The sequence below is a fragment of the Pseudomonas onubensis genome, assembly GCF_965653655.1.
In the GTDB taxonomy this organism is placed as follows: domain Bacteria; phylum Pseudomonadota; class Gammaproteobacteria; order Pseudomonadales; family Pseudomonadaceae; genus Aquipseudomonas.
On the sequence record NZ_CBFHAZ010000046.1, the window covers coordinates 17,787 to 32,072 of the forward strand.

Below are 14,286 nucleotides of genomic sequence, written 5' to 3' on the forward strand. Positions count from 1 at the left end.
GAAATATTTTTCTTTCGTGCCTGTCAGGCGTTCGCCTGGGCAGCGGGTACCTGCAATGCCTGCTCCACCATCGCTTTGGCCATATCAATCAAATACACCACCGAAAAGGCCAGGTCGCGCTGGTTGCCTTGCCGGCTACTTGCCGATTCATAAGCGGCAGCCGCCGCACTGCGTAGCAGGTCCGATGCGTGCACCAGGGCGTCTTCCTGGCTGATGCCGGGCCGGATGTCGAAAAAAGCGGGGTCTGGCGTGGGCGCCGATACATCTTCTTTCAAGTAATAATCGAGTGCCCGTTGTGCGGCGCCACTGCTGCGCAGCGTCAGCAGTTCGTCGGTTTCGGGCGTGCTGGGCAGGTGATTCGGGAGGGTCATCATGAGGGCGATTACTCTGGCTGGACGTTGAAAACCTGCACCTGATAGTAATACGAATCGTATTTATGTCATTTGATGGATTACTACAAACTGTTTATTGTCGTGGCCACTGCGCAACGTATCGTCACGCCCATGGATAACTGGATAGCGTTGGTCAAAGCCAACATGAAAGACCGCAAGGTCACGCAGGATGAACTGGCCGAACGCTTGGGCATGTCCCAGGGCGGGGTTGGCCATTGGCTCAATAAGCGTCGTGTGCCAAGCCTGGCGGACATGAACCGGGTGCTGGCCGAGCTGGGGCTGGGCTACCTGGAAGTCGCGCTGGAGATTCGCGAAAAGGCCGACGAAACGCCAGTGCTGGAAAAACACTACAACCCGTACTTCCGCTACCCGGTCAGCGACTGGAAGGGCGTCTGCGAAATCCGCGAAGAGCGCCCCGCTTACGGCGCGGCACGTTTCGAACTGACCGATTACCACGCCCAGGGCGAAGCCTTCTGGTTGCCCGTGACGGGTGATGCCATGACCGCGCCCAGCGGCCTGAGCATTGGTGCGGGCATGATGATCCTGGTGGACCCGGCCATCGAAGCCGAGCCCGGCAAGCTGGTGGTCGCGCAATGGCCCGACAGCACCCAGGCGACCTTTCGCCAATTGCTCGAAGAGAGCGGCCAGCTTTACCTGGTGCCGCTCAATCCGACTTACCCCAAACAGCGGTTCACTGACGCGTGCCGAATCCTCGGCGTTGTGGTGCAGGCCACGGCGAAGTTTTAGCCCGCGGCTTCCAGCTCTACCAGAGCGCTGCCTTCGGCGACCATTTCGCCCTCCTGGCAAAACAGCGCCTTGACCACCCCGGCGTGGGGCGCGCGGATGCTGTGCTCCATTTTCATGGCCTCCAGCACTACCAACTGAGTGCCAGCCTCCACGTGTTGACCGACTTGCACCAGCACCCGCACGATGCTGCCGTTCATCGGCGCCGTTAGGCCGCCTTGATGAGTCTGGTTGGCCTCGACCGCAGCAATCGGGTCAAACAGGCTGACGGCCTGCATCTGGCCGTCCCAGCGCAGGTACAGTATGCCTTCGATGCGCACCGCCAGATGAGCGCGGCGCACGCCCTGGTGTTCGATCAGCAATTGATCGCCACGCAACTGCGCGACGCCGCCCTGCAACGTCAACAGCCGGTCCTGCCCGGCGCAGCTCAAATGCAACGATATTTGTGCAGGCAACCCGGCACGAAAACCGCGGGTATCCGCCCACGGGCCATCACCGGCGGGCTGGCTCTGTATAAGCGCCGCACCCGCCGCCTGCCAGAACTCATCGCTCAAGGCGCCGGGAGCTGGCAGCAGCTCATCCTGATAGCGCGGAATAAATCCGGTATCGAGTTCAGCCGCCGCAAACGCCGGATGGCCGATGATGCGCCGCAAAAAGCCGAGGTTGGTCTTCAGCCCGCCCACTGCAAACTCGTCGAGCATGCTCACCAGGCGCAGGCGTGCCTGTTCGCGGTCTTCGCCCCAGGCGATCAGCTTGCCGAGCATCGGGTCGTAGAAGGGTGAAACGATGTCGCCTTGAGTTACGCCGCTGTCCACACGACGGCCCGGCCCCGGTGCAGACTCACGGTACAGCGCCAGCTGCCCGGTGGCCGGCAGGAAATCATTGGCCGGGTCTTCGGCGTACAAGCGCACTTCAATCGCATGGCCGATCAACGGCACCTGATCCTGGGTGATCGGCAGCGGCTCACCCTGAGCCACACGAATCTGCCACGCGACCAGATCAAGGCCGGTAATCGCCTCGGTCACCGGATGCTCCACCTGCAGCCGCGTGTTCATCTCCATGAAGAAGAACTCGCCACGCGCGTCCAGCAAGAACTCCACGGTGCCGGCACCCACATAGCCAATCGCTTGTGCCGCACGCACGGCAGCCTCACCCATGGACTTACGCTGCTCGGCACTCAAGCCCGGTGCGGGGGCTTCTTCCACCACCTTTTGATGGCGACGTTGAATGGAGCAGTCGCGCTCATTGAGGTACAGGCAATGGCCGTGTTGGTCGGCAAACACCTGAATCTCCACATGGCGCGGTTTGAGCAGGTATTTCTCCACCAGCATCTGCCCATTGCCGAAGGACGACAGCGCTTCACGCTGCGCCGAAGCCAGGGCCTCGGCCAACTGGCTAACCTCCTCGACCACTTTCATACCCTTGCCGCCGCCGCCGGCCGTGGCCTTGAGCAGCACCGGGTAGCCGATGCGTTCGCAGGCGTCGCGGAAGGTTTCCAGGTCTTGGGCTTCACCGTGATAGCCCGGCACCAGCGGCACCCCGGCGGTTTCCATCAACGCCTTGGCCGCTGATTTGCTGCCCATGGCATCAATAGCCGAGGCGGGCGGGCCGAGGAAAACAAGACCGGCGGCTTCAATCGCACGGGCAAAGCCGGCGTTCTCCGACAGAAAGCCGTAACCCGGATGGATCGCCTGCGCGCCACTGGCTTGGGCGGCGGCGATCAGTTTGTCGATTTGCAGGTAACTGTCAGTGGCCTTGCTGCCACCCAGGTCGACCCGAATATCGGCCTCGCGGCTATGGCGCGCATCGCGGTCGGTGGCGCTGTGGACCGCCACGGTGGTCAGGCCCATCGCTTTGGCGGTGCGCATCACTCGGCAGGCGATTTCGCCGCGGTTGGCCACCAGCACAGTGGTCAGTGTGCTCATGAACGTGGCTCCTGCGCTTGCCAGCTGGGCGGGCGTTTTTGCAGGAACGCGCGCAAGCCTTCCTGGCCCTCGGCGCTCACGCGAATTCGCGCGATGGCATTTTCGCAATACCGACGCAGCGCCGGGGTGAGGGCGCCGTTGCCGACTTCACGCAGCAAATCCTTGCTGGCGCGCATCGCCGCCGGGCTGTTTTGCAACAGGTTGGCGATCCATAGTTCCACTTGCGCATCCAACTCGATGGCCGGGTAACTTTCCGCCAGCAGGCCGATGTCACGCGCACGCTGGCCGCCAAAACGCTCGGCCGTCAGCGCATAGCGCCGCGCCGCCCGCTCGCCGATGGCCTGCACCACGAATGGGCTGATCACCGCCGGTGCCAGGCCGATGCGCACTTCCGACAGGCAGAACTGCGCGTCATCCGCGCCAATCGCCATGTCGCAGCAACTGATCAAGCCCAGCGCGCCGCCGTAAGCTGCGCCTTGCACCACCGCCAGGGTCGGGATTTTCAACTTGGCCAGGTTGTACATCAACTCGGCCAGTTCGCGCGCGTCGTCCAGGTTGGTGTGGTAATCCAGCTCAGCCGACTGTTGCATCCAGGCCAGGTCTGCGCCGGCGCTGAAGTGCTTGCCGCGTGCGCGCAGTACCAGAAACCGCAGGGACGCATCGGCCTGCACATGGTCGAGGGCGATGATCAGTTCGCGGATCATCTGCGCATTGAACGCGTTGTTCTTGGCTTCACGACTGAGCCACAGCGTGGCGAAACCACGGCTGTCGGTGACCAGTTCGAGGGTGTTGAAATCGCTCATGGGGTACAGCTCCATTTACATGCGGAACACGCCGAAGCGGCTCGGCTCGATGGGGGCATTCAGCGCGGCGGACAGCGCCAGCGCCAGCACGTCTCGGGTCTGCTGCGGGTCAATTACACCGTCATCCCACAAACGTGCGCTGGAGTAGTAGGGGTGGCCCTGGGTTTCGTACTGGTCGAGAATCGGCTGCTTGATCGCGGCTTCTTCTTCGGCGCTGAATGCATTGCCCGCGCGCTCGGCCTGTTCGCGTTTGACCTGCACCAGCACGCCGGCGGCCTGTTCGGCACCCATCACGCCGATGCGTGCATTCGGCCACATCCATAAAAAGCGCGGGTCATAGGCGCGGCCGCACATGCCATAATTGCCTGCGCCAAAACTGCCACCGATGATCACCGTGAACTTGGGCACTTTGGCGCAAGCCACCGCCGTGACCAGCTTGGCACCGTGCTTGGCGATGCCACCGGCTTCGTACTTCTGGCCAACCATAAAACCGGTGATGTTCTGCAAAAACAGCAATGGAATCCCGCGCTGGCAGGCCAGTTCGATAAAGTGCGCGCCTTTTTGCGCGGCTTCGGCGAACAGAATCCCGTTGTTGCCCAGAATCGCAATCGGGTAGCCGTGCAGGTGCGCAAAACCACACACCAGCGTGGTGCCAAACAGCGCCTTGAACTCATCGAACACCGAGCCATCTACCAGCCGCGCGATCACTTCGCGCACGTCGAACGGCTGCTTGGCATCGGCCGGAATTACGCCGTAAAGCTCTTCGCTGCTGTACAGCGGCGCCACCGGCGGGCGTTGCACTAACTGACCCTGCTTGCGCCAATTGAGGTTGGCCACGCTGCGTCGGGCCAGGGCCAGTGCATGTTCGTCGCTGTCGGCATAGTGGTCGGCCACGCCGGAGATCTTGCAGTGCACATCGGCACCGCCGAGGTCTTCGGCGCTGACCACTTCGCCGGTCGCGGCTTTTACCAATGGCGGCCCGGCGAGGAAGATCGTGGCTTGTTGGCGCACCATGATCGCTTCGTCGGCCATGGCCGGTACATAAGCTCCACCGGCAGTACACGAGCCCATCACCACGGCGATCTGCGGGATGCCCTGGGCGCTCATATTGGCCTGGTTGAAGAAGATCCGCCCGAAGTGCTCGCGGTCTGGGAATACTTCGTCCTGACGCGGCAGGTTGGCGCCACCGGAGTCCACCAGATAGATGCACGGCAGCCGGTTCTGCTCGGCGATGGTCTGGGCACGCAGGTGTTTTTTTACCGTGAGCGGGTAATAGGAACCGCCTTTGACCGTGGCGTCGTTGGCGACAATCATGCATTCCACGCCTTCCACGCGGCCGATCCCCGCGATCACGCCGGCCGCCGGCACGTCTTCGCCGTACACCTGATGCGCCGCCAACTGGCTGAGTTCCAGGAACGCTGAGCCAGGGTCGAGCAAGCGGTTGATACGCTCACGGGGCAGCAGTTTGCCGCGCGAGGTGTGCCGCTCCTGGGCCTTGGCGCCGCCGCCTTGTTGCACATGGGCGAGCAGGGTGTGCAGTGCGTCGACCTGTTGAAGCATCGCCGCGCTGTTGTCGGCGAACTCCGCTGAACGGGGGTTTAGCTGGGTGTGCAAGATGGCCATGGGGCGCTCCTTCAGCGGGTTTCGTTGAAGAGTTCGCGACCAATCAGCATCCGGCGAATTTCACTGGTGCCGGCGCCGATTTCGTACAGCTTGGCGTCACGCAGCAGGCGCCCGGCAGGGAATTCATTGATGTAGCCATTGCCGCCTAGAATCTGGATCGCGTCCAGGGCCATTTGCGTGGCGCGTTCGGCGCTGTAGAGGATCACCCCGGCGGCGTCCTTGCGCGTGGTCTCGCCACGTTCGCAGGCCTGGGCCACCGCATAGAGGTAGGCGCGGCTGGCGTTGAGTTGGGTGTACATGTCGGCGACTTTGCCCTGGATCAGCTGGAATTCGCCGATGCTCTGGCCGAACTGCTTGCGGTCGTGGATGTAGGGCACGATCAGGTCCATGCACGCTTGCATGATCCCGGTAGGGCCGCCCGAGAGCACCACGCGCTCGTAGTCCAGGCCACTCATCAGCACTTTGACGCCGCCGTTGAGCACGCCGAGGATGTTTTCTTCGGGCACCTCGACGTCATCGAAAAACAGCTCGCAGGTGTTGGAGCCGCGCATGCCCAGCTTGTCGAACTTGTTGCTGCGACTGAAGCCTTTCGAGTCGCGTTCGACGATAAACGCGGTAATGCCGTGAGCGCCTTTTTCCAGGTCGGTCTTGGCGTAGATCACGTAGGTGTTGGCGTCGGGGCCGTTGGTGATCCAGGTCTTGCTGCCGTTGAGCACGTAATGGTCGCCGCGCTTGTCGGCGCGCAGCTTCATCGAGACCACGTCGGAGCCGGCATTCGGTTCGCTCATGGCCAGGGCGCCGATATGTTCGCCGCTGATCAGCTTGGGCAGGTATTTAAGTTTTTGTTCGTGATTGCCGTTGCGGTTGATCTGGTTCACACACAGGTTGGAGTGCGCGCCGTAGGACAGTGCCACCGACGCCGAACCACGGCTGATTTCTTCCATGCTCACTACATGCGCCAGGTAACCCAGGCCGGCGCCGCCGTATTCTTCCGGCACGGTGATGCCCAAAAGGCCCATGTCCCCGAACTTGCGCCACAAGTCAGCGGGGAACAGGTTGTCGATGTCGATCTGGGCCGCGCGGGGCGCGATCTCCTTGGCCACGAACGACCGCACCTGGTCGCGCAGCATGTCGATGGTTTCACCGAGGGCGAAGTTCAGTGACGGGTAACTCATGGACAGGCACCTTAATGTGAGCTTTGTTGTTGTGTGGGCGGCGCGCGGGGGAGGGCGCTCACCTTTACGTTAACGTAAGCTTGCGTTACGACGCTGTCAATCGTAGTTTACGTTTACGTCAACCTACAAAAAAGACAACAGGGGTCGTTATGGATCAACCGCACCCGAGCTACAGCCGTGGCTCCCAGGACAAGACCTTGCTGGCCATGACCATCGGCCAGGCTTTCGATCGCACCGTGGCGCACTACCCCGATGGCGAAGCCTTGGTGGTGAGCCATCAACGGCGCCGCTACACCTGGCGGGAGTTGGCCGAGACGGTGGATTTGCACGCCCGCGCATTCATGGCTTTGGGCATGCAAACCGGCGATCGCCTGGGCATATGGGCGCCCAATTGTGCCGAGTGGTGCATCACCCAAATCGCCAGCGCCAAGCTCGGGGTGATTCTGGTCAATATCAACCCGGCCTATCGCAGCAGTGAACTGGACTACGTGCTCAAACAGTCAGGCTGCGAATGGCTGGTATGCGCCGGTTCGTTCAAAAGCTGCGACTACCACGCCATGCTGCAGGAACTGCAGCCCGAACTGCGCGGCCTTATCAGCCTGGACCCCAGCCCGCCCGCGGGATTTATGCCCTGGTCGCAGCTGGCGGCCCTCGGCGCCGGCATCCCGCCCGAGCAGCTTTATAGCCGCCAAGCCAGCCTGCACGTCGATCAAGCCGTCAACATCCAGTACACCTCCGGCACCACCGGCTTCCCCAAGGGCGCCACCCTCAGTCACCACAACATCCTCAATAACGGTTATATGGTGGGTGAAAGCCTGGGCCTCACCGCGCAGGACCGCCTGGTGATCCCGGTGCCGCTGTATCACTGCTTCGGCATGGTCATGGGCAACCTCGGCTGCATCACCCACGGCACCACCATGATCTACCCCAATGACGGTTTCGACCCGCTGCTGACGCTCACTGCTGTTGCCGAAGAACGTGCCACCGGCCTGTACGGCGTGCCGACCATGTTTATTGCCATGCTCGATCACCCGCAGCGGGGTGAACTGAACCTCTCCAGCCTGCGCACCGGCATCATGGCCGGCGCCACGTGCCCCATCGAAGTGATGCGCCGGGTCATCAGCGAGTTGCATATGGGTGAAGTGCAAATCGCCTATGGCATGACCGAAACCAGCCCGGTGTCATTGCAGACCGGCGCCAATGACGACCTGGAGCGACGCGTCACCACCGTCGGGCGCACCCAGCCGCAACTCGAAAACAAAATCATCGACGAGGCCGGTAACACCGTGGCCCGTGGCCACATCGGTGAACTCTGTACCCGTGGCTACAGCGTGATGCTCGGCTATTGGAACAACCCCGAAGGCACCCGCGACGCCATCGACGATGCCGGCTGGATGCACACCGGTGACCTCGCGACCATGGATGAGCACGGCTACGTGTGCATCGCCGGGCGCAATAAGGACATGATTATTCGCGGCGGCGAGAATGTGTACCCGCGCGAGTTGGAGGAGTTTTTTTTCACCCACCCGGCGGTGGCCGATGTGCAGATCATCGGCATTCCTGACGAGCGTTACGGTGAGGAGATCGTCGCCTGGGTCAAGTTTCACCCCGGGCATGTGGCCAACGAGCTGGAGTTACAAACCTGGTGCAAGGGCCGTATTGCGCACTTCAAGACGCCCAGGCACTTCAAGTTCGTGGAGGAGTTTCCGATGACAGTGACGGGCAAGATTCAGAAGTTTCGCATGCGCGAAATCAGTATCGAGGAACTGCGGCGTTAACTACTTAGCCCCCGGCACAGGAGCAGCGCTTTAAATTGGTCCTTTGAGTACCTTCTCTGGACCTGACATGGACGAAATAGACAGCGTCAACGCACGTGTAGATGTGCAAAGTATCCACGCTGCTCCGATCAGGGAGCACATCCCTGGCTGGTATGCCGACGCTTCGCTGCGCCGCAAGCGCGAATTGGCTGGCCTGGCACTTGAGGTGCCGGACTTTTACCGCACCGCCAGTGCCTCTTCGCGTGAAGCCTTCCATGCTGCCCATGCCGACGGTTGGGCGGCATTGAACGCGGTCGATCGGGTTTTTGATGGCCTTAAGGACAGTGTCGAGTTTGTCGAGCCTTTACTGGTCGAGGCAATAAAAACCCAGCTCAATCTCGACCTGGATGTGCGCAGAACCTTTTACGCGCGCAAAATTTACTACCTCAATCGTGTCGATGAGCGTAGCGATTTTGGCGGGGCGTTTGCGTTTGCCACTGGCGTTGGCGGGCCAAGAGACTTTTACTACTCCGGCACCACGCTGCTGGAGGCCGCCATGGGTAACTTCTCTGCGGCTGAAGCGCTACCAGGGGAATGCGGCGATTGTCACCTGATCACGCAGTTCGACTTCCACGCCGACAGCGAAATATTGCCTACCGAATTTGCCGTCAAACGGCTGGCGCTGACGCTGCCGGCCTGTCGGTTTGCGGACCTCTGTCGCCGCCTTGATCTGGGTAAACAATACCAGGCGCATGTCGACGCAGTGCTGCTGCCCGTTGACGAACCGGGCACAGAGGCCGGCACTGCGGCCATGGCATTGCTTGGAGCGTTGGTAAAGTATAAAAAAACACGGTTGGAGGTGGAGGCTAGAATCGCGTTTGCACGAAACCACATTAAAGCCGACAGTTTCCAGATGCTGATTGATTACTCCGCGTACCGCCTGAGTCAAAAGGATGTGATCTGGAGAGAGTTCAATCTGCGGTGTTCGACGCCGACCATCGAGGGGGTCCAAACCCGGCAGCTCATGTTGTTTTACACCGAAGCACCACGTAGTGAGGACTTCGTCCTTTACGTGCCGGGGGATCCGGACAAACCGCTGATGGAATACACCTCGCTATGGAATGTGGCCGATGATTTGGCCAGGCGCCTCTGTTCATTCAAGTACCGAGTGTTTTTTAGTCAATTTATTCCGGTCGAACACCAGCACGAATTTTTTGCCGCGATACAGCGCTCCCTGGATCCTGACGACAGGTATTCGTCCCAAGACGACCTTACGTTGGACAGCAATGCAGGGCACCACCGGCCACGGATATTCGAGACAACGTACTACGTCGATTTGCATTCCTGGGCGCGACAGAAACTCACCCTGATCCGTAATAACGCCAAGGCGCTCGTCGTGTCCACCGCTGATCAAGACAGCCGCGCCCGGCGAGAATGGCTGCAGGCTGTCGGCAGCGCGGCTTTGGATGTTTTCAACCTGGCCTCATTCGTTGTGCCGGGGCTGGGTCCTTTGATGATGGTGGTCGGTGCCGTTCAAATGATGTATGAGCTTGAGGAAACCGTTGCCGCTTTTCGCGCAGGTGATACGAAAGAGGCGTGGGCACACGTATCGGGGGTCATGCTGAACCTGGCGTTTGTGGCGGCCGGGCATAAGCTGATTCCGGCGTTGAGCGAGTCCGAGTATGTCAAAGGGTGGGTGCATGTGGTTTCCCCGCAAGGGAAGACGCGTTTGGCGAAACCGAACCTGGAAGATTATCAACACGTCGTAGCCTTACCGCCGGGCGCGCGCCCGGACTCCCAGGGTGTGTATACCCATGCCGGCAAACGCTACCTGCCTGCGCAGGATGGGCGTTATTACGAACTAGCGTGGGCAGATGACGTATACACCCTGCGCCACCCCAGTGATTTACGCCGCTATACGCCACGCGCCACGCACAACGGTATGGGCGCCTGGGTATACGAATTCGAGCAGCCGCTGAGTTGGGACCGGCGCACGCTTATGCGGCGTATCGGCCCTTCAGTGGATGGGCTCAACGACGAGCAGTTAGAGCAGGTTTTCCAGGTCAGCGGGATTCAGGAAGATCAGTTGCGCAAGATGTATATCGACCTCACGCCACCGCCGCCGCTATTGGCCGAGAGCATCCGACGTTTTCAAGTTGATCGCCGCTATGGCAGTTTCATTGAGCAGATGCGCAGCCCCGACCCCATGGTCTACAGCCAGGCCGATCCTGACTTGCAGTTGGAACTGCTGACCCACGAAAAAATCTGGCCATCGTCCAGAGGCCTGAGTGTAATCGGCACTGAACACGGCGACACGATTTATCAGGCCCCCGTCGGTTCCCAGGCACAGGCCCAGGTTGCGATCAGTGAGCAGGCGTTGTACAGCGGTCAGTTGCTCGACTCTGTGGTTGCGGAGCTGAACAACGAACAGTTGCAGGTCGTGTTGGGCGAGGATGTTCAGGAAGCTCGACTGCGCGAAGGGCTGAGAAAAAATCCCTCCGCGAGCGTTTACGCGCACGAGCTGAACAAATTGTTGCAGCGCCCGCGTGATCCCGGCATGACCCTGTCGAGGTTGCGCCTGCGGCTGGCACTGGCGGCTCGATTGCGGCGTGATGAACTGTTGACGGTCCTGCCGCAGAGTACGGACGAGCCTGCGCGGTGGGTGCAGGAGGCATTTTCCGAGCTGCCCGCTGCCGCGGTAGACCAAATGCTGGAGCATACGAATGAAACTCAGCGCAACCAACTGAGTACGACACAACGCCCTCCCTTGCAGCTTTCGCAAGAAGCGCGCGAATACCTGGATGCATTTCGACTGCAGCGCACCTATGAAGGCCTGTACCTCAATGAAGACGTCAGCGAAGACATGGCGCGTCTCGCGTTGCGCACTCTGAAAGACATGCCAGGGTGGTCGGACACGGTGCGTATCGAATTGCGTGAAGGCTCGTTCGCAGGGCCTTTGTTGGACAGCATCGGACCGCTCAAGGCCAAACGGACCGGTGTCTGGATCAAGCATGCCGATGGTCGGGTCGGAAGTGTCTGGCACCCGTATGACACCGACCGCTTCTATGAGTCGCTGTTTGCCATGGTGCCGACGCCTGATGTCGAGGTCATGGTTTACCCGGCCGAAACGCGCTGGGTGAATTTGCGCCAAGCCTTGCGGCGACACGCACCCACCCCGGACGAATTACGCAGCAACCTTGATATGCCGGCCGTGCGGCAAGACCACCAATCGCCGTTGGCATTGGCTCGGGGTGCGCGGGGCTACAGCGCGCAAGTACCGTCGACACGTGCGCTGCAATGTCAACTCGAAGCTCAGAAACTCTATCCCGGCTCAACACTGGAGCAGATAGAGGAGTACCTGAACGTCAAGGGGCAGGGAGATGCCTTCATGCTCAAGGAGGTTCGCCGCAGGCAGGTCGAATTTGACCGATTGGGCAATGAATTGGAGCAGTGGGCAGGTACTCATCGCAGTAAGTTGCAGGTGGCGCAGAAGATCAAGGCGGCCTGGCAGCGCCGTACCGAGATTGTTCGCAGTAATGTCGGTGAGGTGACGGGTTATGCCTTGAACCTCAACGATTGTCTTGTCGAAGACTTGCCGATATTAACGGTTGAAATCCCCCACGTATCGAGCCTGAGTCTACGACGCATGGGCTTGACGGATAACGTCGACGCGTTTCTGGGTTCCTTCAAAGGGCTGCGCCACTTGGTTTTGAGTGGGAACCGATTGACTCGGCTGCCAAAGATTATTGGCAGTATGAGCGGGCTGACCCAGTTGTCTCTGGAGGCCAACCAACTGCAGTTGACTCCGGACAGCGTGACTGCGTTGGCGCGCTTGAAACAGTTGCGCGTGCTCTCTTTGGCGAAGAACCCTCTGGTACTGGCCCCGGATGTCAGCGCCATGACACAGCTGGACCAACTCTATCTGTCAGATTGCGGGTTACTTGAACTGCCCATCGGGGCACTGGAGCTGCGTAGGTTAAAGCGTCTGGACGTGAATAGAAACGCGTTGGTGGAGCTGCCTGATGCGCTGTTTCAACGCACGACTGAGCAGAACAGAGGCACGACGCTGGGTGAGAATCCCCTGTCGCAGCAAACCCGGGATCGCATCGAAGCCTACAGGCACCGTAGTGGTGTGGCATTGCTCGACAGGGCGATGCCACGGCATGTTACCGAGAGCGTGGCGTTGTTGGTCTGGCTTGAGGAAATGCCAGCCGCTCAACGTTTACAACTCACACAGCGTTGGCAGGACCTTCGGGTAGAACCAGGGGCCGATGCGTTCTTTCGGTTGTTGGCGGATATGACCCGTTCAGCAACCTACAAGGCAGCGGCTGCACGTGCCGCCCTTGCGGAGCAAGTCTGGGAGCTGATAAGCGATGTTTCGCAGGATGAGGCGCTTCGCCGGGAGATTTTCAAGGCCGTCGACGCCCCAGGCACCTGCGTGGACCAGCGCACTGATGTGTTGTTCAAGCTGCGTCTACAGGTGCGCATTCATAAAGCCGGGCTTGACGCAGGTACCGTGCAGGTTGAGCCGGGGCTGATAGAGCTGGGCAAGGGCCATTTTCGTCTGGTGGAGCTGGATAAATGGGTCAGCGCCGATATTGCTGCGCGCGAATCGGCATCGCAGGCACGAGCTGCCGCTGATGCAGTGTACGTGGCTGCGACAGCCGCTGAGGATCAAGGCTTGCCCAACGCCGCAGCGTTGGCCGACGCCTCACTGGCGGCAACGGCGTCTGCCGATGCCGCACAAGCGGCCGCGGAGTCAGGGGCGCCCGGGCTACGGGCCGCAAACGACGCCCTGCGCCAGCTAAGCGAGATTGCCAGTCAGGTAGGTGTGGTGGATTGGCCCAGAGAACCATTCAGTGAAGGTATCGAGGTGGACCTGGTGTATCGAACCTCCCTGGCCGATCGGCTCAAGCTCCCCCTTCAGCCGCGCCATATTACGTTTGGGGATCTGTACCCGGTCAACGAATCACTTATAAGCCAGGCTGGCGATACCGTGCTTGAGCAGGAGGCTGTGCCGGGTGCACTGGCGCGCTTTTTGGTGGAGGAGCCCTTTTGGGAGAATCACCTGAGGCGGCTCTATGCCACAGAGATTGAACAACGCTTCAGTGAACCCAAACAACTGCTTCAGGAAAAGTCATCGGCGTTGGATGAACTCGAAACCAGCGTCGCAGACTATTATCAAACCGAAAACTTTGAGGCGCGTGCCTCGTATCAGGAAGATATCAACGAGATGGTGGCCGAGGTGACGAGGCTTTTTGGCTTGGAACGCGAGCAAGTTGTTGAGCCTTCCGGGTTGCCACACGCCAACTTCATATCCACCCAGCAAGAGGCCTTGGGAGAAAATTGGGCGCTGGAGGAAAAGCGTGCTTTGGTGGCGGTTACGCAATCAATACTGGATCGACCGGGCCCATCCGACCCCGTGCGTCAGTAAGCACAAAGGGGACCCGAAGGTCCCCTTTAATTTGTCGTTGCGTGCTCTTTTTTTATTATTGAGGGGCGGTCTATTGTTGTTTTTGGCAACCGTTACCCTTTACCGCTGTTTTTGGCGACCCCCATCCGGGGTCAAGAGCAAACGTATTTTTTTGAACGCTGATCTGCTTCTTCGTTAACGATCCAACCAGTGGTAGCTACCTGAGGTAGTTTTATTTTTCTCTAACCGGTTGCGGGTTTCGGCACGCCGTACCCTGCGAAGCACATCTTCTTCAAAAAAATCTGTTAGCTGCGTCTCTGCCGTGTTGTTTTTGTTATGTCAGAGTCGTTTCGTCTTATTTTTATTAGGTTTGGCGCTTTTTATTCTTGTTATGCCATAGAGATAGCAGGAGCCGTGCCAACTTTTAAAAGTCTTTTAAAATCAATGGTTTGAT

8 protein-coding genes are annotated in these 14,286 nt (G+C 59.9%); 3 read left to right on the forward strand and 5 right to left on the reverse strand.

Annotation, left to right across the window (positions count from 1 at the left end; all coding sequences use genetic code 11):
* Positions 1-23: 23 nt before the first annotated feature.
* Positions 24-374 (reverse strand): DUF6124 family protein, encoded by a 351-nt coding sequence (locus tag ACTD9P_RS16380; RefSeq protein WP_438868502.1) that lies wholly within the window; start codon positions 372-374, stop codon positions 24-26.
* A gap of 129 nt (positions 375-503) precedes the next feature.
* Here ACTD9P_RS16380 and ACTD9P_RS16385 point away from each other — a divergent pair, with 129 nt between their 5' ends.
* A complete protein-coding gene (locus ACTD9P_RS16385; protein WP_438868516.1) occupies positions 504-1,139 on the forward strand; it encodes a LexA family protein in 636 nt (211 codons plus the stop codon).
* Here the strand turns inward: ACTD9P_RS16385 and ACTD9P_RS16390 are convergent.
* From ACTD9P_RS16390 to ACTD9P_RS16405, 4 genes are read right to left on the reverse strand one after another with little or no spacing between them, the layout of a single operon-like run.
* A complete protein-coding gene (locus tag ACTD9P_RS16390; protein ID WP_438868504.1) occupies positions 1,136-3,061 on the reverse strand; it encodes an acetyl/propionyl/methylcrotonyl-CoA carboxylase subunit alpha in 1,926 nt (641 codons plus the stop codon). The genes ACTD9P_RS16385 and ACTD9P_RS16390 overlap by 4 nt on opposite strands.
* Positions 3,058-3,864, reverse strand: coding sequence for a gamma-carboxygeranoyl-CoA hydratase (locus ACTD9P_RS16395; protein WP_438868505.1), 807 nt, complete (start codon positions 3,862-3,864; stop codon positions 3,058-3,060). Before ACTD9P_RS16395 ends, ACTD9P_RS16390 begins: the two co-directional genes overlap by 4 nt.
* 15 nt (positions 3,865-3,879) lie before the next feature.
* Positions 3,880-5,487 carry a carboxyl transferase domain-containing protein gene (locus ACTD9P_RS16400; protein ID WP_438868506.1) on the reverse strand — a complete coding sequence of 536 codons (1,608 nt, stop codon included), beginning with the start codon at positions 5,485-5,487 and terminating at the stop codon, positions 3,880-3,882.
* Between the two features lie 11 nt (positions 5,488-5,498).
* On the reverse strand, positions 5,499-6,662 hold the full coding sequence (locus tag ACTD9P_RS16405) for an isovaleryl-CoA dehydrogenase (RefSeq protein ID WP_438868507.1): 1,164 nt from the start codon (positions 6,660-6,662) through the stop codon (positions 5,499-5,501).
* A gap of 149 nt (positions 6,663-6,811) precedes the next feature.
* Between ACTD9P_RS16405 and ACTD9P_RS16410 the strand changes: the two genes are divergently transcribed.
* Entirely contained in the window at positions 6,812-8,440 is a 1,629-nt protein-coding gene (locus ACTD9P_RS16410) for an AMP-binding protein (protein ID WP_438868508.1), read from the forward strand.
* 67 nt (positions 8,441-8,507) lie between these two features.
* Entirely contained in the window at positions 8,508-13,853 is a 5,346-nt protein-coding gene (locus ACTD9P_RS16415; protein WP_438868509.1) for an NEL-type E3 ubiquitin ligase domain-containing protein, read from the forward strand.
* Positions 13,854-14,286 lie beyond the last annotated feature (433 nt).